The sequence below is a fragment of the Paenibacillus sp. NRS-1781 genome (genome assembly GCF_050467745.1).
Taxonomy (GTDB): Bacteria; Bacillota; Bacilli; order Paenibacillales; family Paenibacillaceae; genus Paenibacillus; species Paenibacillus terrae_A.
In genome coordinates this window covers 110,491-132,912 of record NZ_JBITPI010000026.1, presented here as the reverse complement: position 1 = coordinate 132,912, position 22,422 = coordinate 110,491, and the positions used below count along the sequence as shown (strand labels likewise).

General features: G+C 45.5%; 21 protein-coding genes, 1 tRNA gene and 1 pseudogene. 5 read left to right on the top strand and 18 right to left on the bottom strand.

The genetic code is table 11. The features are described 5' to 3' along the window. Positions 1-1,061, bottom strand: a pseudogene (locus ACIFO6_RS11210) (helix-turn-helix domain-containing protein); the annotation flags it as partial. A gap of 129 nt (positions 1,062-1,190) precedes the next feature. Further along, positions 1,191-2,159 (bottom strand): LacI family DNA-binding transcriptional regulator, encoded by a 969-nt coding sequence (locus ACIFO6_RS11205; RefSeq protein WP_430040755.1) that lies wholly within the window; start codon positions 2,157-2,159, stop codon positions 1,191-1,193. Between the two features lie 176 nt (positions 2,160-2,335). Here ACIFO6_RS11205 and ACIFO6_RS11200 point away from each other — a divergent pair, with 176 nt between their 5' ends. After that, complete coding sequence (locus tag ACIFO6_RS11200; protein WP_283653047.1) at positions 2,336-3,679, top strand: 6-phospho-beta-glucosidase; 1,344 nt, start codon at positions 2,336-2,338, stop codon at positions 3,677-3,679. A 121-nt stretch (positions 3,680-3,800) separates the two neighbouring features. Here ACIFO6_RS11200 and ACIFO6_RS11195 read toward each other — a convergent pair whose 3' ends face one another. The 3 genes from ACIFO6_RS11195 to ACIFO6_RS11185 form a co-directional block, all read right to left on the bottom strand. Next, positions 3,801-4,439 (bottom strand): RloB family protein, encoded by a 639-nt coding sequence (locus tag ACIFO6_RS11195; protein ID WP_430040754.1) that lies wholly within the window; start codon positions 4,437-4,439, stop codon positions 3,801-3,803. Further along, on the bottom strand, positions 4,372-5,709 hold the full coding sequence (locus ACIFO6_RS11190; protein ID WP_430040753.1) for an AAA family ATPase: 1,338 nt from the start codon (positions 5,707-5,709) through the stop codon (positions 4,372-4,374). The genes ACIFO6_RS11195 and ACIFO6_RS11190 overlap by 68 nt, the downstream gene beginning before the upstream one ends. A 287-nt stretch (positions 5,710-5,996) precedes the next feature. After that, a tRNA-Arg gene (locus ACIFO6_RS11185) sits at positions 5,997-6,070 on the bottom strand. Between the two features lie 175 nt (positions 6,071-6,245). Between ACIFO6_RS11185 and ACIFO6_RS11180 the strand changes: the two genes are divergently transcribed. Continuing rightward, complete coding sequence (locus ACIFO6_RS11180; RefSeq protein ID WP_430040752.1) at positions 6,246-6,539, top strand: DUF4870 domain-containing protein; 294 nt, start codon at positions 6,246-6,248, stop codon at positions 6,537-6,539. A gap of 295 nt (positions 6,540-6,834) precedes the next feature. Here ACIFO6_RS11180 and ACIFO6_RS11175 read toward each other — a convergent pair whose 3' ends face one another. Next, positions 6,835-7,194: a hypothetical protein gene (locus ACIFO6_RS11175; RefSeq protein ID WP_430040751.1), complete on the bottom strand. Its 360-nt coding sequence runs from the start codon at positions 7,192-7,194 to the stop codon at positions 6,835-6,837. Positions 7,195-7,358: 164 nt separating this feature from the next. On the opposite strand from ACIFO6_RS11175, the gene asnB reads away from it, so the two are divergent. Beyond that, entirely contained in the window at positions 7,359-9,203 is a 1,845-nt protein-coding gene (gene asnB / locus ACIFO6_RS11170) for an asparagine synthase (glutamine-hydrolyzing) (RefSeq protein ID WP_430040750.1), read from the top strand. A 208-nt stretch (positions 9,204-9,411) separates the two neighbouring features. On the opposite strand, the gene ACIFO6_RS11165 is transcribed toward asnB, so the two are convergent. From ACIFO6_RS11165 to ACIFO6_RS11140, 6 genes are all read right to left on the bottom strand, one after another. Beyond that, positions 9,412-9,918, bottom strand: coding sequence for a hypothetical protein (locus ACIFO6_RS11165; protein ID WP_430040749.1), 507 nt, complete (start codon positions 9,916-9,918; stop codon positions 9,412-9,414). Positions 9,919-10,098: 180 nt separating this feature from the next. Next, positions 10,099-10,662: a hypothetical protein gene (locus ACIFO6_RS11160; RefSeq protein ID WP_430040748.1), complete on the bottom strand. Its 564-nt coding sequence runs from the start codon at positions 10,660-10,662 to the stop codon at positions 10,099-10,101. 458 nt (positions 10,663-11,120) lie between these two features. After that, positions 11,121-11,753, bottom strand: coding sequence for a DUF4367 domain-containing protein (locus tag ACIFO6_RS11155; protein ID WP_430040747.1), 633 nt, complete (start codon positions 11,751-11,753; stop codon positions 11,121-11,123). A 906-nt stretch (positions 11,754-12,659) separates the two neighbouring features. Next, positions 12,660-13,292 carry an XTP/dITP diphosphatase gene (locus ACIFO6_RS11150; RefSeq protein ID WP_430040746.1) on the bottom strand — a complete coding sequence of 211 codons (633 nt, stop codon included), beginning with the start codon at positions 13,290-13,292 and terminating at the stop codon, positions 12,660-12,662. After that, complete coding sequence (rph, locus tag ACIFO6_RS11145) at positions 13,292-14,053, bottom strand: ribonuclease PH (protein ID WP_430040745.1); 762 nt, start codon at positions 14,051-14,053, stop codon at positions 13,292-13,294. Before rph ends, ACIFO6_RS11150 begins: the two co-directional genes overlap by 1 nt. A gap of 93 nt (positions 14,054-14,146) precedes the next feature. Continuing rightward, entirely contained in the window at positions 14,147-15,205 is a 1,059-nt protein-coding gene (locus tag ACIFO6_RS11140; protein ID WP_430040744.1) for a GerMN domain-containing protein, read from the bottom strand. A gap of 152 nt (positions 15,206-15,357) precedes the next feature. On the opposite strand from ACIFO6_RS11140, the gene ACIFO6_RS11135 reads away from it, so the two are divergent. Continuing rightward, entirely contained in the window at positions 15,358-15,915 is a 558-nt protein-coding gene (locus ACIFO6_RS11135; protein WP_430040743.1) for a phosphatidylglycerophosphatase A family protein, read from the top strand. Between the two features lie 119 nt (positions 15,916-16,034). On the opposite strand, the gene ACIFO6_RS11130 is transcribed toward ACIFO6_RS11135, so the two are convergent. From ACIFO6_RS11130 to ACIFO6_RS11110, 5 genes are all read right to left on the bottom strand, one after another. Further along, on the bottom strand, positions 16,035-16,820 hold the full coding sequence (locus ACIFO6_RS11130; protein WP_430040742.1) for an SDR family NAD(P)-dependent oxidoreductase: 786 nt from the start codon (positions 16,818-16,820) through the stop codon (positions 16,035-16,037). A 107-nt stretch (positions 16,821-16,927) separates the two neighbouring features. Continuing rightward, the gene (locus tag ACIFO6_RS11125; protein ID WP_430040741.1) at positions 16,928-17,566 is read right to left on the bottom strand and encodes a TetR/AcrR family transcriptional regulator; all 639 of its coding nucleotides are present in this window, start codon (positions 17,564-17,566) and stop codon (positions 16,928-16,930) included. Between the two features lie 128 nt (positions 17,567-17,694). Then, positions 17,695-18,330: an NAD(P)-dependent oxidoreductase gene (locus ACIFO6_RS11120; protein ID WP_430040740.1), complete on the bottom strand. Its 636-nt coding sequence runs from the start codon at positions 18,328-18,330 to the stop codon at positions 17,695-17,697. 53 nt (positions 18,331-18,383) lie between these two features. Continuing rightward, positions 18,384-19,406 (bottom strand): MBL fold metallo-hydrolase, encoded by a 1,023-nt coding sequence (locus tag ACIFO6_RS11115; RefSeq protein ID WP_430040739.1) that lies wholly within the window; start codon positions 19,404-19,406, stop codon positions 18,384-18,386. A gap of 23 nt (positions 19,407-19,429) precedes the next feature. Continuing rightward, positions 19,430-20,173: a class I SAM-dependent methyltransferase gene (locus ACIFO6_RS11110; RefSeq protein ID WP_430040738.1), complete on the bottom strand. Its 744-nt coding sequence runs from the start codon at positions 20,171-20,173 to the stop codon at positions 19,430-19,432. Positions 20,174-20,404: 231 nt separating this feature from the next. Between ACIFO6_RS11110 and ACIFO6_RS11105 the strand changes: the two genes are divergently transcribed. Further along, positions 20,405-21,283, top strand: a complete 879-nt coding sequence (locus tag ACIFO6_RS11105; protein ID WP_430040737.1) for a DUF72 domain-containing protein — start codon at positions 20,405-20,407, stop codon at positions 21,281-21,283. Here ACIFO6_RS11105 and ACIFO6_RS11100 read toward each other — a convergent pair. After that, on the bottom strand, positions 21,275-22,387 hold the full coding sequence (locus ACIFO6_RS11100) for a tetratricopeptide repeat-containing glycosyltransferase family 2 protein (RefSeq protein WP_430040758.1): 1,113 nt from the start codon (positions 22,385-22,387) through the stop codon (positions 21,275-21,277). The two genes, ACIFO6_RS11105 and ACIFO6_RS11100, sit on opposite strands and share 9 nt — an antisense overlap. Positions 22,388-22,422 lie beyond the last annotated feature (35 nt).

Here is a 22,422-nt window from a genome sequence, read left to right as displayed (position 1 = left end):
CTAACTGATATCGGTTAGCCGCAATCATAACGTTCATCAACTTAGCAACCATTTCCTTTTCCGACTTATCAGGTGAAGTACAAATATATTCAACATAATCCAGAAGCACACTTGTATCTCCAGACAGGAGTTTGTTTACATAGGTATTACCTTCTGCCCAATGCTTGAACAAGTTGACCAAGCGTTGAGTATCCTCATCCGTCTCTATGACCCAATCTAAATCAGCATAGGCGTATGTATGTTGCAGAGCTTGTTGATAATCCCCTTGGGCTTCACAGACAATTGCACACAGTAAATCGGCATAGGTGATGTACGCAAACATGGGTTGACTCAGCTTCTTATCAGGTTCATCGCGCTTTCGCTTCTTCTGCTGATGTTTCAAAGTATATTGGATTTCCGCTTTATCTCTCATTTTTCTAGCTATTGTATCGAGCTTGTCCCATTTACGCAAAGACCTATACACGTTTGCCAAATCCTTCAATGCATCAAGCTGGTCTATTTCATCTAGGCGCTCAACAAAAGCTTCAAATATCGTAGCTGCCCTAAAATTTCGGCTTTGATCGTCTCTAACCTGAATTGTAAACATACGATACTGACAGGTGGCCAAACGTTCAGAGTGCTGGTACTTCTCTCCTTCCGCAACCCCCTCATACAGCAATAACGCAGCAGCGTGCCGACCTTGTGTGAACAGTTTTTCCGCTGCATCAAATAGCTTCGGGGAATAGAACAGCTTGTCCATGATTTGACCCACTATATACTGAATCGCTTCCAGCTTATCCAGTTCAGCACAGCGATACAATACTGGCTCAATTCGCCGCCAATCCGGGGTACGTTCGATGATTGTAAAGATCTATGTATCGTTCATAAAAATAGCCTTCTGGTAATCCCATAGCCAGCGTCATTCGATCAATCTGATGTATAGCAACAGGGCGATTCTTCGTAACCCAAGTGTTAAGCGTTCTTTGATGAATACCTGAGCAATCTGCAAATTCTGCTATAGTCAAGTTGTTTTCCCTTAAATAATTGTCCAACTCCGCTAAAATCGTAGGTGTATGTCCCAAATCATAACCACCCTTCATACAAAAAATCCAATTTTTATAATCTCACCTCAAATTATCGACCAAATATTGGCATGTGTCAATGTGTTTTTTCTCTATATTGGCATATTAAACCAAAGACCTTTCCCCAAGTCAGGTAGTCGCTCTCTCCACTAATTTAAACTCCAAGGGATGTAACGATTCATCCAGTCCTTCAAGGGTGTTGCGAATCAGGATGAATGCGTTCTCAGCTTGTTTATCAATCGGGTAATGAATCGTTGTTAAATCTAGCAAATGCGAAATTTCTGTGTTATCAAAGCCGACCACCGCAAATTGATCCGGCACAGAAATGTCGAGCCTGCGTGCTTCGGTCAGCAGTCCTGCTGCCAAATAATCGGTAGAACAAGCGAACGCATCCGGCTTGTAAGGTTGTACTCCCCACCAGTGAGCGATTTGTTCACCCTCTGCTATTGAATTTAAACCATAAAAATGCGGGAAGGCCTCAGCGTCCAGATCATAATTTTCACAAAAATCATGATAGGCCCGGATGCGTTCCTTCGTATTAAGCCCCCGCATATTGCCATACACATTTACAATTTTTCGGTATCCTCGGGCATACAAATGCTCCAGCGCCAGCGTATAGCCCTGGTACTGATCCATGAATACAGACGGGATTGCCTCTATGGTCACACGCTGCCATGTCACAATCGGACCATATTTGGTATAATGCTCGATCACACTCCACTCATTGACGCGAATCATACAAACCAAGGCATCCAACTGCTTTCTCCGCAACATTTCCAGTGCTTCAAGCTCCCGCTCCTTATCCCCATTCGTAATAAAAAGGGCTATATTAAAGCCATGCTCCTGAGCATACATCGTAAAACCACGCACAAATACATTTAATGAATCATTAAAAGTAACTGAAATAATCCCAATGAGCTTGGTCATGCCCGTTTTTAAAGAAATCGCATTCAAATTGGGAACGTAATCCAGTCGGTCTATGACCTCCTGCACACGCTGTCTTGTCGGTTCACTCACATACGGGTGGTTATTAATGACACGGGACACCGTTGCCGAGGATACACCCGCAAGCTTTGCAATCTCATGAATATTCGCCATAGTCCTCACCTCGTTCTCTCTATTTTAGCATGTCTTTGCGCTAAGCCTCCAGCATCTCATCACACCCCCAAAATTGTTTTTATCAACCCCCTTGACCTGTAATGCATTACAGAGATTACAGTGAAATAGAAGCTTGAGAAAGCGGTTTAAAAAAATGTACTCAGGAGGCAACAATCATGAAAAAAGGCTTAAAGATAGCAACCATCGGTGGGGGCTCCAGCTATACTCCGGAATTAGTAGAAGGCTTCATCAAACGTTATGCAGAGCTTCCCATTCGGGAATTGTGGCTGGTAGACATTGAGGCAGGACGCGAAAAGCTGGAGATTGTAGGAGCCATGGCCAAACGAATGGTGAAAGCGGCAGGCATTGATTGTGAAGTACATTTGACGCTGGATCGTCGTGAAGCCTTGGTAGATGCTGATTTTGTAACAACACAGTTTCGGGTAGGCTTGCTCGAAGCCCGGATTAAGGATGAAAGTATTCCGTTAAAACATGGCATGATCGGTCAGGAAACCAACGGTGCTGGAGGAATGTTCAAGGCCTTTCGTACCATTCCTGTCATCCTCAGTATTGTCGAGGATATGAAAGAGCTGTGTCCGAATGCGTGGTTGATTAATTTCACCAACCCTGCGGGTATGGTCACCGAAGCCGTGCTTCGTTATGGTCAATGGGACAAAGTCATCGGATTATGTAATGTTCCCATCGGCGCGATCAAGAGTGCATCCGCTGTGCTGGACAAACCGGAAGAAGAACTGTTCTTTAAATTTGCAGGAATTAACCACCTTCACTGGCACAAAGTATATGACAAAACAGGGACCGAATTAACTGAGCAGGTGATTGAAGGACTGTACGCGCCTGGCGCAAAACCGGAAAAGGTCGTTGAAAATATTAGAAACATGCGTTTCCTGTATGATCAAGTGCGTCATTTGAAAATGCTGCCTTGTCCATACCATCGTTATTACTACATGACAGATAACATGCTGAAGGAAGAACTAGAGGAAGCCAAAAATGAAGGAACTCGGGGTCAAGTCGTCAAACGTCTGGAAGAAAGCCTGTTTGAACTGTATAAAGATCCGAATCTGGATTACAAACCAGAGGAATTATCCAAACGTGGCGGTGCGCATTACAGCGATGCAGCCTGTGAAATTATTAATTCCATCTATAACAACAAAGGCACATTGATGGTGGTTAGCACACGTAACAATGGTGCAATTGATGATGTTCCTTATGACAGCGCGATTGAAATTACCAGTGTGATCCGTGCGCATGGAGCTGAACCTGTAAACTTTGGCAAATTCCCGCCTGCACAGCGCGGCCTGCTGCAAGTAATGAAGGCGATGGAAGAATTGACGATTGAAGCGGCGGTCACTGGCGACTACGCAACAGCGTTGCAAGCCTTCACACTGAATCCACTCGTTCCAAGCGGTGACATTGCTCAAACCGTGTTGGATGAATTGCTGGAAGCGCATAAGGAGCATTTGCCACAATTTTTTGCACATAAGGCGAAGGCGACGGTGTAAATTTATAAAAAAGTTTGTTCATGCTGGATGTATGAATAAACGGTCGTGATCCCTCCGTTTCGGATGGGATCACGACCGTTTTTATTTTACATCCATGTTGGATGTAAATTTTTCTGTAACATTAGATAAATTTATTCAGTTCCTCTACTAACTCAAAAACTGTAGTTGAAGGATTACAGTTAGGGTTACATTTACTACTATTTCCTTTGTTATGAAATCTTATTAGTTTCTTTGCATTTGCAATTGCATTAGGTTGTTTATCTATTAATTTCTCATACATAGATCTGTCATTTTTTTCGTACTTTTCATCAAGTAGTTTATCCAGCATTTTCTGGAATCTCGATCGGCTAAGAGCAGTCGTGTAATAATTGTAGTGCAGTAAATACCACAATTCAAAGGCTTCATTTGTATATGCGATTTTTATGTTATGCTCTCTAGCAAAGTTAAAGGCTTCATTATAATTCTGTTGTTGATGTGAGTCTCTGTCAAAAACACACCATACTTGATCAAATGGTTCCCCTTCATTGAGTGCTTCATCCTTTAACTCTTTTGACCTTTTTACTAAACTTAAAGTGTTAGCCCCTATTCCTATTGGCTTGACATAAGCAGAACTAACCGGAAATGACCTGAAGTAGTTAGGTTCAGTTTCCTTCCCTTCACAAACAATTAAAATACGATCTTTGGGTTTACCTCTATTTCCAACTCTCCTCTGAAGATTCTGAGCTTTCTTCCGTCTCTTGAATAGATCGTCTGTCCCCATCTATATCCTCCAATAATGAATACGAATCATTCACAAAAGGAATAGCCCCATATTTACCATTAATATATTCCTTATCGTATGAAGCATCCTTCCGTACCTTTGTATCATCTAATTTATATTCTACTAAAGAATACAAATCAGAACAACCATATTTATCCTTCTCTGCAAACCAAATTTGATCTCTTCTAAAATATTTTTTATTTAGGTGTGTAATATCATGAGTAGCAAAAACAAGCTGAGCATTATTTGGATTCAAATCTACTGAATTAAACATAGTAATAATATTCCTGGTAATTAAAGGATGAAGCTTTGCATCCAATTCATCAATGAATAATGTTTTTCCATTTTGTAAAGCATCAATTATAGGGGCCGATAAACCAATAAGTTTTATTGTTCCTTCAGACTCGCTTGAGTCCACATGAAAGGATTCAAACCCCAAAAAATTATTATTCCCATCATATTTTTTGTGATTTGATAAAATAACATCATGGTTTATACTCATAATAAATTCTTTTACATCATTTGGTGTATTCTTAGGAATACTTGCCTCATCTACATCAATCGGTTTTATTTTTAAATTGTCTATACTTACATCAGCCAGCTTAATAAAGTTAATAATACTGTTTTGGGTAGCAGCGTCCCTTAGCCATTTTTTTGTTAGATTGAGTTGACGATTGGTTACTCCATTTATAACAAACAAATTAGAGAACCATTCTAAAACTTCATTTGAAATGAGCCCATTAAATTGGGCAACAACTGATAAAAATAAAGCATTATCTCTGGTTTTAGACTCAATTCCCTTTCCTTCTTTGTAAGGGGGGTTAATTGAATACAGATCGCCTTCTCTAAAAAAAAGTTCGATCTCCTTAACTTTAGGAGTGTGATATAACCATTCAGAGACAACTTTATCCTCTGTTACTTCAAATCCATATCTGTACCTTGTTGTATTCTGAAAAAAAACAATTTCAAAGTAGCTGGGTTCATTCTCAGTCTCAGTACTTAATTTAAAAGGTACTACATCTATTTCCTCATGAGATTGAGAACCAGTAGCAGATTTCAAAACGAATCTTTTCATAAAAGATAAAGCTGAAAATACGTTCGTCTTACCGCTTGCATTAGCGCCATATAAAACCGCACTCTTCAACAAACTTAAATTTTTATTTTGAAAAACGTGTGTATCTTTATGTTCCTTTATGTTTGCAGAAACAAGACTGAATGTCTTAATTTCTTTAAAAGACAAATAATTCCCAACTGAAAACTCAATAAGCATTTTTATTCCTCCTGACTTGTCTTAATACCTTCATTATATACTACAATTAAGAAAACATACTGTTTTTTTCGATTTTTTCTCATTTTCTAACCTTTTTTGGAGTAGAATTATACTAAACACTCTAGTACCTTTGACCGAGTCTGATTTCATCTTTAAACTCTCTATATAAGAATAATTTGAGAGGGCAGACCAAAGGCTGCTTATGCTCCGACACTCCCCAAGGAGTTCTCATCCCACTACAACGCAAAAAAAAGCTCCTTTACAGGAGCTTTCGACTTCTAGCTATACGTCCCAGGAGGGATTCGAACCCCCGACCGACGGCTTAGAAGGCCGTTGCTCTATCCAGCTGAGCTACTGGGACAAAATGTATTACGTAAAGCCTTATGTATTCAGCGCATTGATTATTATATCACATCCAGGTTCACTATCACAAGCACTTTTTTCATTCGTACAGTAAACAGGCTGCAAAAGGAATCATTTGGACGCTGACGGGGTATTATGTACAAAAGGCCATGCTACGAAGGAGGCATATGTCCGTGAGAGGTCTATTGTCATCACTTTGTTATTTCAGTATTTTTTTCGCCCCTTTTCTGTTGCCTGTTATTGTATGGATTGCGGTACGGGACGAGTATGTTCGGGAACATGCAAAAAAGGCCATTTTATCGCACATTTTCCCCATTATCGCTGCGATTCCACTATTTTATTTTATCGCAACGGCGAATCATGCAGGCTCTGTAATCGGGTTTGTGCTGCTATTCGCTGTGGTCTACCTCGGGGTATTTGTCTACAACATCTACAAAGGAATCATGACACTCCGTGAAGTCGCATAAATCTGAAGAAGAAGCCTCCTGCATTCCGCGAGTTAAACGGGATACGGAGGCTTCTTTAACCATTTTTGATGGACAAATTTATTTATTACCGAAGCGTCTAGGACTTTTTGGCACTTCATGCCTTACGTTTTTCTCAAGCACTTCTTCCGCAAATTCATTGTTATGAATATAACTGCTGCCTTTGTTCTTCTTGTACTTCGCTTTGCCGTCTATGATTTCCCCCTCCTTTCACGCGGGTCCAGCGATGGCGCTGGAGCCCAAATCAACAAAAGCCGAGGCATGGCGCATCCTATTCTCATACGCCGAACTCCTTGGCAAATTCCGTGCTGAGCTGCCCATACGAAAGTAGCTCCCTTTTGAACTTTTCCCGTTCTTCCCCGGCCGTAATGTGAGTGGAGTCGGTAAAAGCCTTATCCGTCACTTCCTCAAACGCGGAATGCAGGTTATTGTCGTACCAATCCAGCGCCAAATCGGCGTCATTACGAATGATACGTACCATGTCATAGCCTTCCAGACCGTCCTGCTGATTAGTTGCGGTAATGTAGACCAGCAGTTCCGGGTCATCTGCTGCGCCGGGCCGTACCTCTACCTCTGCGCAGCGCACTCCGTCAAGTTCGGTGAAGCGGCGTATTTTAGCATCCTTGATGTAGTACATTTGCCTTCCTCCTTCCTTGCGAATACACGGGTTGCCCCATTTGTAGTTTTCGGAACGGACAGACATTTTATGCTCCTTTTCGGCATATATACTGATGAACTGGGGATTTAGTTTTTGTTTCATCCCAACACTGGATGAACACGACAAAGAGAGGATGAACAGACATGTGCGGAATTACTGGTTTCATACAGTGGAACGGAGACTTAATGCATCAATCGGAGCTGCTGCTCAATATGACGCAAACGCTCTCCGATCGCGGACCGGATGCTGCAGGCACCTGGATATCCAACCCGTGTGCCTTCGGACACAGAAGACTGAGCGTCATGGACCCGGAAAACGGCGCCCAACCCATGATCCGGCAGCTTGAGGATATCACTTATACGATTGTATATAACGGGGAAATATATAACGCGCCTGAGCTGAAAAAAGAACTGCAGCAGCGAGGACATTTTTTCCGGACACAATGCGACACAGAGGTATTGCTTGAAGCCTACATGGAATGGGGCCCGGATTGTGTGGATCGTCTGAACGGCATATTCGCCTTTGCGGTCTGGGACAGTGCGCGGGAGCAGGTGTTTCTGGCACGGGATCGGCTAGGCGTAAAGCCGTTATTTTACAGCCAAGCCGGAGATGTATTCGTATTTGGCTCGGAGCCCAAAGCGCTGCTCCAGCATCCTGCGGTAGAAGCCGCAGTCGACGCCGAGGGATTGGCCGAAATTTTTATCATCGGTCCTGCACGCACCCCCGGACACGGCGTCTATTCGTCCATGAAGGAGCTTCGCCCCGGACATACGCTAACGTACAGCCGCGACGGTGTGCGCATTCAAGCCTACTGGAAGCTGGAAAGCTTGGAGCATGAGGATAACACCGAAGAAACTGCGCTCAAGGTACGCGAGCTGCTGCTGGATACGGTGGAGCGGCAGTTGATTTCAGATGTTCCGGTATGTACCCTGCTGTCGGGTGGTCTGGATTCAAGTGCGCTGTCTGCGCTGGCTGTCGAGTATTACAAGCGTACCGGGCAGGGACAAGTTCATACGTATTCGGTCGATTATGTGGATAACGACAAGCATTTTAAAGCCCATGCGTTCCAGCCCGGAGCCGATGCCCCATGGATTCAGCGGATGGTCGATGAGTTAGGCACGAACCATCACTGGATTGAATTCGATACGCCCGAGGTCGTAGCAGCGCTGAACAACTCCACGCTAACACGGGATTTGCCCGGTATGGCAGATGTGGATTCGTCGCTGTATCTCTTTTGCCGGGAGATTAAAAAGGGAGCCACTGTTGCTATTTCCGGCGAAGCAGCCGATGAAGTGTTTGGCGGATATCCGTGGTTTCATCGTGAGGAAATGATCAATTCGGGTACATTCCCATGGGCAGTCGCTCCCGACATGAGAGCCAGTCTGCTGTCTCCCGAGGTGCGGGACTGGATTAAGCCCTTGGAGTATTTGAACGACCGCTACTCGGAAGCCGTAGGAGAAGTGCCAAAGCTGCCGGGGGAAACAGATAAAGCCGCGCAAATGCGCGCCATGTCCTATTTGAACATCACTCGCTTTATGCCTACTCTGCTGGACCGTAAGGATCGAATGAGTATGGGGGCCGGACTGGAGGTACGGGTGCCGTATTGCGACCATCGGCTGGTGCAGTATGTATGGAACATTCCGTGGAGCATTAAAATGACGGGCGGGCGTGAAAAAGGTATTTTACGCAAGGCCCTGGAGGGCGTATTGCCGGATGATGTGCTGTATCGCAAGAAAAGCCCATACCCCAAAACGCATAATCCTTCCTATCTTGCTGCTGTGAAAAAGCAGGCGCTGGATCTATTGGATAATTCCTCCTCCCCGCTGCTCAAGCTGATTGATGCCCAAAAAGTACGGGATATCGCGGCCTCACCTGAGGCATCCACCAATCTGCCCTGGTTCGGTCAACTGATGTCAGGGCCTCAATTGTTCGCGTATTTGGTTCAAGTAGATAACTGGCTGCGCACTTACAAGGTAGCAATTCGGTAAGCGTTAGTCGACAAAAATGTAGCTCGAAGCAAGGACGGCGAGTAACTCGGAGAGGATGAATGTAAAACACATTGCCTTTTGCCAGCCGTCACGGTCGTGCATATTAAAATGAAAATGCTTATCGAAGCACCAGGAAATTTATCAGAAAAGAAGAGGCTCATACCAAATTATTATTACAATCTGATTTTAGCCCTAACTTAGATTAAATTTAGGTGTTAGGAGGAATGGTACTAGCAAACTCATAAACACCTACTATTCGTTTAGCAGGGTAGTCCGGATTTTCAAATACAGTTAAGGAATATCCTTGAGGTTTATTAATTATAGAATTGATAACATCCTTTGATAAACCTTTTTTAAGTGAAGCTTTGATATCAACTTGGTATTTCAGACTATCATCATCTGAAATTAATGCTTCACCCTTCACAGGTATAGTTTCGGGTAAAGCATAATATTTAGCTAAACTTTCTGGAACACTTATATAAAAATAATATGGATGTTCGCCTTCCAATATATATTTTCTAGGTTTATCTCCAAATTTATAAGTTACACGAAAGGAGACTGAGTTGTCAGAAGAATCATGAGATATTTTGAAAGCATAGACAATAAAGGCATTAGATTCTTCAAAATGAATCCCCGTTAAAAAAGGCTCACTCATTTCATTGTTCTGATTTTCATTTTTCTTTTCACTTTTGCTCTTGCTTGTCTCATTGTCCACGTTACTGTTAAGATTTTTATTATCTGTAACCATCTCTTTAGTATTACTGCTACAGGCTACCAGAGTTATAATTACAAATAATAAAATCCATAAACTAGTTTTTTTTATAATAATATCTGCCACCTCCTTAAGCATATAAAAAAAGGAAACCAGTTTATAAAATTGGTTTCCTATATTTTTTTACAATTTTCTGACAAATATACTATCAGAAAAATCTGAAGTAGTCCAATTTCCAGAGTTATAATTTCTGCTAACAACCACACCAGAAGTATTAGCTCTTTCGATATAGCCACTTGTCTTTACTACTACACTCCCAGCTTTAATAGTGTAAACACTTTTCGCTGGAATAGACCATGTAATGCTAACTGATTTATTAGATTCTACTCCGGCATTTACCTCCAGAGATGCTTTAACTTTTTGGGCCATAACATTCAGTTCAGTCTCACCACCAACCGAAACATTTGCAAATTTGCGTATGCTTACCGTTCTCGTTACCGAAGTTGTACCAGCTCCAGTATTAGTTACTTCCATAGAAAAGTCAGCAGATTTTTCTCTCGTTGTTGAATAGGGCTCAAAATAAGTCCCCGCCCCAGGATATTTAGCCTCTGCAAAAATCTCGATTCCAGAAGGGTTAATTGCTTTCTCATAAGTTGCTTCAGTAACACTTTCTGCATAAACTGAACTAGAACCTATTGACAATAAAGTTATTACGCCTAACAAAGATAAACTTTTCAATTTTTTCATATATTATCTCCTATTCTTTTTTTACACTCATAATTTATGATAGAATATTATGGATGTATGATCATTATAATCAAAATATACTAGAAAAAAATAATCATATTTACTTATTTCTTAACGGTTCTAAATACCTAATTATGTTATATTTTGTATTAATATGTCGAATTTTTTTGATCTTTTATTTGTTAAAATATAACATAAATCATATGTTATTTATTAATTTTTAATTAAAAGGACTCCATTCTGATTACACATTTGGTATTATTCCCTAACGGTAGAACAGTGAAAAAAGACTTGATTATTTTATGGAGTTTAAGGACACTGTAGATTTGGAGAGATTTTTTACTAGCGAAGAAAGAGCAAAAGTTCACAAAGTACGAGAGCTAAACGTTTACATAAAAGGAAACTAAAAAACACAAACGGATCGTTTGTGTTTTTTAGTAATTAGTTCGACCAAAAAATTACTCTTGAATTTTTTTTGCAATTTCAATCAACTCATCAAGAGTGCTATTAAAAGAGGAAACAGTATAAAAGTGATCTTTCGTAATCAGATGAACAACCTTTCTTGCTTGCCCGTCAACATAAACAGCAGTATGGTCGTTGATTTTAGTCGACTCAACCTTTTCCTCTTTATATGAGTCTTTCAAACTCTCAATAGTAGCCTGTTCATCCATGTGGGATTCGGTTTGAATGACCATAATTTCTTTTCCATCATTCCCGCGATATGATTGTCTAATAACCAATCCATTCTCGCCTTTTAGTGCTGTTGTGTTTAATGGTTTCAAACTTACGTCCCCAGCCGCTGCTGCTGTTTTAAGCGAGGCTCCCTGCGCTAGATTAGGAATATGGATATCTTCTGCTGGTACATCAGATATGTTTATGAGTCCTTCGATATCAGTAGAGCTTTCAACTACTGTCTCTGCTGGAGTTTCCGTCGGCGCTTGTGCTGTTGAAGCATCAATCGCTTCTGCTTTCGTCTCAACCGGAACCTGTAATGGAACTTCCGATTCGGCAGCATAGGAATTATATACAAATACACCACTACCTATTACGAGTGCACCACCTAATGCTACAGCAACTAATTGTTTTTTCAAATTAAACCCCTCCTATTAATATACTGTACCTGAAGTAACGGTCCTATTATTGGTTTTATACAAAACTGCATATCTCATACCACTACCACTATCTCCTGTCCCATAAAACACGTAATAAGTCGAACTGTCAGGAGTAGATAAGAAGAAAGATCTTCCTGGAACTTCAACAGAGACATTATAGTTCATTCTATTCCAAGTCCCCGAACCAGCTATTCCATCTGCTGTTAGTCCTTTAGCACTTTAAAAATTTTGGAGCCCCGATTTCACACCGCTACCAAAACTTCCATCAATCGTTCCTACGGTTCCCTGTTGTCCATAGGCCCATAAATTTGCTAAATTTTTAGTCCGGCTCATTTAGCTCCTTGTTCTGATCAAATAGAAATAATCCCCTTCTTCCCGAGACAAGAATGGACTTTATTAATCAGACTGATTATGTAAAAGGTTATTTGTATGTGTTTATAACTAATAAAGAACGTACAAAATACAGCTACACTAATAATAGCTGCATATTGCATTTGGTTGTCTTTCCTTACATTATAAGTTTATTTTTGTAATTCTTCAACAAAACTATGGGCAATTCTCCCAATCTATCAGAGGCACACTGCGGAATTGAACCGCACAAGGGGTCCGACCAGGCTGTTACTGTTTCCGTTGGTAAACGGGTTCCTTGCGCCAACGTATGCCATTAAACCCAGACTAATCTAGGTAGGAATTCTGGGGTAGCTTCATGGAAATGGAAAAATCAAAAGTCTATACATGATTATACCCCTGTCTACTTGACAGGGGTATAATCAGCTATCCTTTATTTTGTTATATGTTAGCCTAATTATTTAGCCGTTCAATAAAGCGGTGAGGCAACAGACGCGTCTAAAGGTTACTCCAGCCCAGCAGCTATATTGCTAAAAACTAAACCTGAGGATTCCCAAGCTTTTTCGCCAAGTCACGCAATGCTACGCCTCGGTGGCTAATGGCTTGCTTTTGTTCCAGCGTCAGCTCGGCCATCGTCTTTTCAAACTCCGGCAAATAAAACAACGGATCATAGCCGAATCCCCCGCTGCCTGCGGTTTCCGTTGTAATCCAGCCCTCCACCGAGCCGGTCGCTTCCAGGGTCTCCCCTGTCTGCGGATGATACAGAATCAAGGTGCAGACGAATTGAGCCGGGCTCAGCAAAGGATTTACGGTATCATCACCAAGCTGCTTCGATTCCAGAACGTCGAGCAGCTTGATATTGTTTTCGTGATCGCTGGCGCCTTCTCCGGCATAACGGGCCGAGTATACGCCCGGCGCACCGTCCAGCAAATCCACGCACAGGCCGGAATCATCAGCCAGCACAGGCAATCCGAGCACATCTCCGACCGCTTTGGCCTTTTTCAAAGCATTCTCGGCAAAGGTTTTACCATCTTCAACGACATCAGGGATGTCAGGATAGTCGTACATACTTTTGACTTCCTTGCCAAACGGAGCAAAGGCATGTGCGAACTCCCGCACTTTCCCTTTATTCTTCGTAGCGACAATAACAACCGGACCCTCCAACAGCATCAGGCCCCAGCCCCCGCACGTCCTGCTCCAATTTTGTCTGCAATCGGGCCGAGCACTTCTTTTTGACGCTCGATCATTTGCAGAATTCCTTGTTCACCCAAGCTGAGCAGTTGATCCAGCTCTTGACGGTCGAACGGACTTTCTTCACCCGTACCTTGCAGCTCGACATACTTGCCGCCACCCGTCATCACGAGGTTCATGTCTACCTTGGCCTTGGAATCCTCTTCATAGTTCAGGTCGAGCAGCGCTTTGCCGCCAACAACCCCCACGCTGACGGATGCCAGAAAATCAGTAATTGGAAAAACAGGCAGCTTGTGCTGTAGCGCAATTTTATTCACAGCAATCGCCAGCGCTACGAAGGAACCGGTAATTGAAGTCGTGCGTGTGCCTCCATCCGCCTGAATCACGTCACAGTCGAGCGTAATCGTCCGCTCACCCAGCGCCTGCAAATTCACAACCGAACGCAGCGCTCTTCCAATCAGACGTTGAATTTCCATCGTCCGGCCTGTCAGCTTCCCACGTGCAGCTTCGCGCTGATTACGCGTATGAGTCGCCCGTGGAAGCATGGAATACTCTGCCGTCACCCAGCCCTTCCCTTGTCCCTTCATAAAGGGTGGAACGCGTTCTTCCACGGTAGCTGTACAGATGACTTTCGTCTCGCCAACCTCTATAAAAACAGAGCCCTCCGCATACTTATTTACTCCTGCTGTCAATTTCATCGGGCGCAGCTCATCACCGTTTCGTCCGTTAGATCTACTCATGCTTTTTCCTCCTACGTCGTATGCAACCTGTTCTTATACGTTTATTTTACCAAAGTGTGCAGGCAAAAGCACCCCAAGGACGATTCGTCACCCTTAAAGAGGAATTTCGTTAATGTGCTGCGGCTTGGTTACAGGCTCTCCATAATTCTGATTATTTTGTCCAATCACGCTTTTTTCACCGTTCAGCTCAATCCGGATTTTGGTTTTAACCGCATCCTCTGAATTGTCTGCCGCCGTCAGCACGACCGATTCCAGAAACTCGGCAGGCACCGCTTCTCCCTTGGCAAACATATCATCCGAAAGCGATACCGTAATCACGTTATCCTTGGAGCGTTCCACGGATTTCAGAGCCGTCTCCCCTGTCATGACCTCCTGTAGTCCGTCCTGGGTCTGCGGCCCCTGGATCAACTGATGCAGCGCGGACTGAACCCGATCTTTTTCCGGGCTGACCAGCCGTGTGACAGGCACATAATATTGAACTCCAGCGGGAGATGAGGATGAAAAATATACCGTGACCGGACTGGAATCCAGCGGCGTAACGCCATGACCTACCTCCAGATTAATGCCTACTGCGCGGGTCAGCGGATGATCCAGCGGTGTGCCGCCAACAGGCATTTCATTCAGCTTTTTGCCATCCACCCAGATTTGTACACTTTGAATATCGGGACGGTCAGTCAGGGTCCAGGTCAAGCTCTCCATTAATTTGCGTTCTTCCTGTGGCTTGTAGCTGCCAAACGATTTGTTGAATTCAACGACTGCCAGCTTGTTCTTCTTGTCCACCGTCACACTCTTCACTTCTGTACCTTGAGGCAGCACGCCCTTGAAGCCCTCCGGCAATAATCCGGCATACGGCCCGCCCTCCACCAGCGTTTCCAGCGACGACTTGGCATCTGCCTGCACATCACCTGTAGCAATCGGCAAGGATACCGGGGCCAGCATACCGTTATGATCCTGTAAAAATACAGCTCTCAGCTGTCCAGTGCTGATGGGAGCTTTTCCGCTCACCGCTTTGATCATAGACTGCTCCGTCGTGGATGGCGGGGGATCAATAGACGCCGATTCATTGCCGAAAAGGCTACAGCCGGACAACAACAACGGCAGGGACAGCAGTCCTACTACGGACGTCATGCGCAATGGATGTTTTATGTTCATAAATGAAGTTCCTCCCTAACAATTTTGTACAGATTGTACTAATATGTATACGAGCCTCGCTTAAAAAATAACTACTTTTTCAACCGACTGGACACACTGGTCATAATTGCAGTAGAAATCCAGAATGATACGAGGAGGGAAACTTCAACTTTATGGACAAGAAAAAAGCACCTTATAGTCTGAATAGTAAAAAGGTAGCCGATGCCACCCGCGAATGGCTGCACAAGCGTGGTGTAAGCATTACGGAGATCGCAGAGCTGGTCATGCTTTTACAAAAAAAATATTACCCGAATTTAACGATGGAGGAATGTATGGAGAATGTGGAAAAGGTGCTGATGAAGCGCGAGGTCCAAAATGCGGTGCTTACTGGCATCCAACTGGATATCCTTGCCGAGCAAGGCGCTCTCCTTCCCCCATTGCAGGATATGATTGAAAATGATGAAGGGCTGTACGGAGTGGATGAAATTTTGGCCTTTTCCATTGTAAATGTATACGGCAGCATTGGATTTACGAATTACGGTTATGTGGACAAGCTTAAACCGGGTGTGCTGGAACGACTGAACGATAAAAGCCTGGGGCCGATTCATACGTTTCTGGACGATATTGTCGGGGCTATCGCTGCTTCGGCCAGCAGTCGTATCGCGCATCGCAAGCAGGCAGAACGCGAGCAGGAGCTTGGGGAGGAAAGCGCCCCGGATACCACCCGTTAAATAATAACTTGCTAAATAACGACGGATAGAATACAGCAGATATATGCCGGGTCTGATTCGAATAAGAAACGATCAGACCCGGCGCATAGGGTAGACTAACGTAATGATTACAATCTGATTTATTTTTGTGGGCGCAGTGCACGTTCTACAATTCCCAGCGTGGATTGACGAGAGAACAACCGGGATACCTGAGCTACCCAATAGTTTTGACGACCGGAAATGATGTGACTACGCCCCTTTTCAAATGCTCTCAGCGCGTTCTTCACAACGGTTTCGGGAGTTTCCCTAACTCCAATTGATGCTTCACTTGCGCCAACAATATCAAAAAACGGCGTTTCTGTTGAGCCTGGACAAAGGGCCAGAACTTTAAGCCCCCGTTTCCGATTTTCGGCCCATAGCGCTTCAGTAAAAGAAAGCACAAATGCCTTGCTTGCCCCATATACCGCCATGTACGGATCGGGCTGAAATGCGGCTGTGGAAGATACATTGATTAATCCCCCATCCCGGTTACGCAATAAATCAGGCATAAATGCATGTGTGATATCGACTAAAGCAGCCACATTGAGCATGATTTCCTCATGCTGCCGTTCTCCTGAAACCTGCTCGAAGTATCCATAGGTGGCAAAGCCGGCATTGTTAATCAAGAGATCCACCTTTAGTTGATGTTTCTGAACCTCCTGATGTAATGTTTGCGGCGCTCCTGTGGCGGAAAGATCGAGTGCGATGACTGTTGTCTTTACATTGTATTTAGCAGAAAGCTCTTTAGCCAACGCCTTCAACTTCGTTTCATTACGTGCCACCAAAATGAGATTGCATTTTTGAGCTGCCAGCGAATAGGCAAAGGCTTCGCCAATACCAGATGATGCACCTGTGATCAGAGCTGTTTTGTTTGCGTACATAAACATAATGAATTACCTCCATTGTATCTTTGTTTTATTTTAGAAACATTGTTACCATTACTGCAAAATGAACTGAAGTCACCTATTATGACGACCTCAGTACATCTTATATCTTAAGATTGGGATGAGGATGTTTTAAATGCTGCGAGCGTATTCTTCAGAGTAAATGCATACACCTCTTGAGCCATACCTACTTCTGAAAAATGACCTGCAAACTGAAGATGTATGACTCCATGTAAAGCAGACCAAAACATCCGGACAACCAGCAGCGGATCATGTTCTTCCAGTTCACCCTGCACCATTGCGTGTATGACGGTTTCCAGAATTCGAGATAGTGCCGTAGTCGTACCCTCCAAGCTGTGTTCGTCCGGCTTGAAATCAGATACCTCCCCGCCAAACATCATTCTGTAATAACCGGAATGAAGCTGTGCAAATTCCCAATAGGCCCAGCCTAGTGCCTCCAGATCAGCGAGTACGTCCTCAGTCTTCGGAACTTGTTGAAAGGTTTCGGCTAATAGCCGACATCCATCCAGGTGCATTTCATTGGCAAGACCATCCTTGCTGCCAAAAATACTGTAAATAATCTTGGTGGAGCAGCTTAATTTCTGGGCAACTCGTCGTACCGTCACGGCCTCAGGCCCTTCTTCCGCTAGAAGGATACATGCGGCATCAATGACATTTTGACGTAGCAATTGCTGCTGCTGTAGCTTCACTTCCGAATAGGTTTTATAGGGATGCGATGGCTCGGACATTGTTTAATGCACTTCCTTACTATTTTTAACATAGAGTTTGAATATGTTCTTATCAGAAACGTCGTTACCAATAAGAATCATAGTATTCTAAATCTGATTTTTTGTCAAATTCTAAAATTGCTACAGCATCAATAGGCAATGCCTACCCGTGTGTGCAGAAAGTCGGTGCTACTCAACTGACGATAGGTAAAATCGGCCGTGTCTGCGGTGGAAATTTGTGTACCGCCCTCGGGCAGCAGATCCTTTTCCACCCGGTATATGCCCGTCCGCACTCCGTCCGGCAGATAGGTTGGGCAGACAATCGTCCAGTCCAGCGCCGAATCGCGCAGCCGTTCGTACACCCGGCGGTGTTCCTCAGCCGCACGAGTGCTGCGCCGCCGAGTCTCGGAGGATTCATAGCGATACAAGCCCGACTCCGTCCGGCTCTGCAAAATCCCTGCCGTCCCTACTGTAATAAGACGGGGAATAGACTGCTCCTGCATAAGCCGGATCAGCAAACGGATATTTACGGATAAGGTCGTGGTTCCATCCGTATTCAGCGCGCTGATGACAGCCGTCCCCCCACCCTCCAGTGCTTGCGCTACATCCTCAGCGATGGTGGCATCTCCTTGTACAATCTGGAGTAGCGTCCCATATCTTAATATGTAATCCTCCAGCTTGTCCGGTGCACGAACAAGGGCTGTAACGGTATGACCGTCTGCCAACGCATATTCCAAGATAAAACGCCCCACACGTCCGGTAGCCCCCAGCAGCAGCAAATTCATAAAAACCTCTTTCCCGGCATGGATGCCGTTGGTCCTTCTGTTACTTTCCGCAATTATTTCCCGTGAAGTGGATAGAAACGTGCGATAGGGTTCGTCTCGCTCATCGAGGCCCGACCACGTCGCTCCAGCTCCACCAGATGGGCCAGTGTCTCGGACATGGCAAACCGCAGCTGGTGAATACCCAGCTTGTCGCTGAACACAGCGATACACAGCTCATAGGCTGTACTGCCCTCTGGCTGGATCAATTCATGGAACTTGTCCAGTCTTTCCTCATGATGCTCCAGCAGCGCCTGCGTCCGTTCACGAAAATAACCAAACGGATTACGGTGCCCCGGATATGCCCACGCTACCTCCAGCTCGCCAAGACGCTGCAAGCCGTCTAAAAAAGACTGCAAGGGCTGGGCATCACTCCCCGGCAGCAGACTGATATTAGGCGAAATCCTTGGCAAAACTGCGTCACCGCACAGAATAACGCCGCTATCCGGCTCATACCAAGAGACATGTCCGGGCGCATGCCCCCCTGTCTCAATGGGCAGCCAGCTACGTCCACCCCATTCCAGACGGGCATCCTCCCCGGCAGGAATAACAGTGATGTCAGGCTGTGGATTCACTTGCAGATGAGCCTGCTGCATGTGCAGCTCCAAGGCCGCTACCTGCTCCACAGGAAAGCCGTGACGGACAAAAAAGCTTGGCAGCCTCTGCTCCATCGGCATAGAGATATCCGCTTGCGCATCTGTGTGGCCCCACATCATCATCGCTTCCTGATGGCTTCGCGCTGACATATGTACACGAGCCTGACCTTGCTGCTGCATCCAGCCCGCCAAGCCGTAATGATCCGGGTGATGATGAGTCACCACAATGTCCGAGATATCACCAAAGGACATTCCTAGCTCCTGGAAGACATGCGCCCATTCTTCCTCCGTATCCGTACTGCGCGGGCCGGGGTCTACGATCGTAAAGCCGTCCTGCCCCTTCAGGACATAGCTGTTCACCCAACGCAGTGGAAAGGACATGGATATTTTGACCTGAAAGCCTCCATCTATTCGTTCACACGGCGTCAGCTCTGGCATCCTCATGGCTTCCTATCCGCCTTTCCGTATCAAGCACGCACGCCGACAAAAATCATTCGGGGCGATGCATTTTCAATATATTTATCTTCGTTATAGCTTCCATGTACCTGCTCTACAGACAGTCCGGATTCCTCCAGCAAAGCACGGAATTTTTCATATGGGTACAGCTTGACGCGCTCATGATACACACGTGCAGGCTCTTCACCCGCTACTACTATTGGACGAATGGCGATCTGTTTTTTCACAAATCCGTCCTCGATAACCCGATGCTCCTCAATCTGACTTCTTTCATCCTCCCGTGACGAATGCGGCACCAGATGAGCAGCTACGTACGCAGGATTCAGATAATCTATAATAAAACGTCCGCCCGGCTTCAGCAGCCGATAAATTTCTTTTAATACTCTAAGCTGCTCCGCGTCCTCCTCAAAGTAGCCGAAGGAAGTAAACAAATTTACCACCGCATCAAAGCTTTCCTCCAGCGGCACCTCTCTCATATCGCCCTGATGCCAGCTAACCCGTCCTTCAGGATCGGAAGCATGTGCCTCACGCAGCAGCACACCGGACAAATCCACGCCCGTTACCTTATAGCCGGCATCTGCGAGCGCAAGAGAATGACGTCCCATGCCACAGCACAGGTCCAATACGCTGGAGCCCTGCGGCAATTTGAGCCAGGAGATCATTTTCTGCACTTCCTGATAGGCTCCCTGAAAGTCGCGATGCTTGTATACTAATAAGTAATCTTCCCCAAAGCTCTGCTCATACCATTCTGCCATATTGTTTCTCCTCCATGAACTCATTTCGCTCTATTACATACTATATTAGCTTTTTCAAACTGGAAACTCAAAAACATTACGATTAAGCAACATGTTACAATAACCATATTTATGCTTAAATATTCATAGGAACTTCATACCAGCTTCATGCGATTCACCCCATTTTATCATTAAAATGAATCAAGGGAACGCCTTTTGATACTATTCATGAAGGAAAGGAGCGGCAACGTTATGATTCAAATCGGACTGACGGGTTGGGGCGATCACGATGATCTGTATCCGGTCGGCACCAAAGCCAATCAAAAACTAAGCGTCTATGGAAGCCATTTTTCGGTGGTGGAGATGGATAGTTCTTTTTATGCCGTACAGCCTACGGATCGTATGGCACGCTGGGCGACCGAAACCCCTGACTCGTTTTCATTTCTCGTCAAAGCCTATCAGGGCATGACCGGGCATACGCGCGGCAAACAGCCTTATTTCAAAACAACTGATGCCATGTACGAAGCATTGCATACCTCTATACAGCCTCTCCGCGAAGCGGGCAAGCTCAAGGCTGTGCTGTTCCAGTATCCTCCCTGGTTCGACTGTACACGTGAGAACGTCGCCGTGCTGCGTGATACGAAAAAAAGGATGGGAGATGTCCCATCCGTACTTGAATTCAGACATCAAAGCTGGTTCACACCCGAGTTTCGAAAGCAAACGCTGGCATTTATGCGTGAGGAAGGCTGGATACACAGCGTATGCGACGAGCCGCAGGCGGGACTGGGGTCCGTCCCGATTGTGCCGCAGGCTACGGACAGCAATATGACAGTGGTACGTCTCCACGGACGGAATGTGTCCGGCTGGAATCAAAGCTCCGCACCCAACTGGCGAGAGATTCGTTACCTGTATCGGTATAATGAGAGTGAGCTGGCCGAATGGAAGGACCGTTTACTGGAGCTGGAGCAGCAAAGCCGCGAGGTGTGCGTTATTTTCAACAACAACTCAGGTGGAGATGCCGCCGCCAATGCCAAGCAGCTCATGACCATGCTCGGCATGGAGCCTAAACCCTTTCCACCCCGCAAGCCGCCCGAAGAGAACAATGAACCGGAACAGCTTGAACTATTTTGAAGGACGAGCTGAGGATGAACGGTTTTGAATAGCACTCCTGAGCTTGCGTTCGTTATCCAGCAAATGCGGGTCCTCAGGCAAGTATCGCAAAGCTTTTTGGTTATGCTCATTGGAAGCGTCCAGCTTGCCCAGATTGGCGCAGCAATGACTGAGTCGTACATGCGGCAGCCAGGAGTAGCAGGGCAGCAGAACAGCTCGCAAACCAGACACACCCTGCTGCTCCAGTGCTTTTTCGTACCAATAGGCGGCTATGCTCCACTCTTTTCGTGTGAAAAACCAGTCACCGATCATGCAGCACAGGTCCGCTTGCGGCACATCATATCGGAAGGAGCGCAGCAGACTATCCAGCTGTTGCTCCGGCTCCCCGCGATGAAGATAGCATTCCGCCAACCGTACGCAAGCGGTAATCCGGTCTTCCCGGTAGCCGCTCGGCTCACCCAGCAGGAGATTGAACGCCTCTGCCGCCTCGGCATATTCCTTGCGATCAAAGCACTCATTCGCGTGAAAATACAGCAGTCGTCCCTCCAGCTTGTCAGTTTCGCTGATCCAGCGGGCAAGGATACGTTGATTACGAAGCGTGTGATTTTCCATGCGACGGTGTGTTACAGCCACATCGGAATGGGCGATTCGCCCCTCGGGTATCACCAGATCCTCGTGCAGACGCCCTGCCCAGCGGTATAGCCGCTCTCGCTTTACGAGACGAATACGGCGCGAGGTGAATAATGGCTCCCCCCGATCACCTTCCGCCAGATGGAGTGGCATCACCACCGCGTCAATGTCCGTAGACAAATGCCGCTTCAAGGAACGCAGGCGCTCCCGATCCGGCTCCAGCAGCAGATCGTCCGCATCCAGCCACAGAATATAGGAACAAGTCGCCTTGCCGAACGATCCGTTGCGGGCGGCGGCAAAATCGTCGTTCCAGTCGAATGTATACACCCGGTCCGTATAACGGGCTGCAATGGTCTTCGTCCGATCCGTGGAGCCTGTGTCCATGATGATGATTTCATCCATCAGGTCCGCCACCGAATCCAGACAGCGGACAAGTGTCTGCTCCTCGTTTTTCACAATCATACACAAGCTGATGGTGACGGGAGGTTTAGTTATAGAGCCTTCTGAGCTACAGCTATGCGTTTTGGGCA

Bases quoted from the DNA above. Each gene is read 5' to 3' on its own strand.
- ACIFO6_RS11205 (WP_430040755.1), bottom strand. From the start codon at position 2,159: ATGGCGAATATTCATGAGATTGCAAAGCTTGCGGGTGTATCCTCGGCA.
- ACIFO6_RS11200 (WP_283653047.1), top strand. From the start codon at position 2,336: ATGAAAAAAGGCTTAAAGATAGCAACCATCGGTGGGGGCTCCAGCTAT.
- ACIFO6_RS11195 (WP_430040754.1), bottom strand. From the start codon at position 4,439: ATGGGGACAGACGATCTATTCAAGAGACGGAAGAAAGCTCAGAATCTT.
- ACIFO6_RS11190 (WP_430040753.1), bottom strand. From the start codon at position 5,709: ATGCTTATTGAGTTTTCAGTTGGGAATTATTTGTCTTTTAAAGAAATT.
- ACIFO6_RS11175 (WP_430040751.1), bottom strand. From the start codon at position 7,194: ATGTACTACATCAAGGATGCTAAAATACGCCGCTTCACCGAACTTGAC.
- asnB (WP_430040750.1), top strand. From the start codon at position 7,359: ATGTGCGGAATTACTGGTTTCATACAGTGGAACGGAGACTTAATGCAT.
- ACIFO6_RS11160 (WP_430040748.1), bottom strand. From the start codon at position 10,662: ATGAAAAAATTGAAAAGTTTATCTTTGTTAGGCGTAATAACTTTATTG.
- ACIFO6_RS11150 (WP_430040746.1), bottom strand. From the start codon at position 13,292: ATGCTGTTGGAGGGTCCGGTTGTTATTGTCGCTACGAAGAATAAAGGG.
- rph (WP_430040745.1), bottom strand. From the start codon at position 14,053: ATGAGTAGATCTAACGGACGAAACGGTGATGAGCTGCGCCCGATGAAA.
- ACIFO6_RS11140 (WP_430040744.1), bottom strand. From the start codon at position 15,205: ATGAACATAAAACATCCATTGCGCATGACGTCCGTAGTAGGACTGCTG.
- ACIFO6_RS11135 (WP_430040743.1), top strand. From the start codon at position 15,358: ATGGACAAGAAAAAAGCACCTTATAGTCTGAATAGTAAAAAGGTAGCC.
- ACIFO6_RS11130 (WP_430040742.1), bottom strand. From the start codon at position 16,820: ATGTTTATGTACGCAAACAAAACAGCTCTGATCACAGGTGCATCATCT.
- ACIFO6_RS11125 (WP_430040741.1), bottom strand. From the start codon at position 17,566: ATGTCCGAGCCATCGCATCCCTATAAAACCTATTCGGAAGTGAAGCTA.
- ACIFO6_RS11120 (WP_430040740.1), bottom strand. From the start codon at position 18,330: ATGAATTTGCTGCTGCTGGGGGCTACCGGACGTGTGGGGCGTTTTATC.
- ACIFO6_RS11115 (WP_430040739.1), bottom strand. From the start codon at position 19,406: ATGAGGATGCCAGAGCTGACGCCGTGTGAACGAATAGATGGAGGCTTT.
- ACIFO6_RS11110 (WP_430040738.1), bottom strand. From the start codon at position 20,173: ATGGCAGAATGGTATGAGCAGAGCTTTGGGGAAGATTACTTATTAGTA.
- ACIFO6_RS11105 (WP_430040737.1), top strand. From the start codon at position 20,405: ATGATTCAAATCGGACTGACGGGTTGGGGCGATCACGATGATCTGTAT.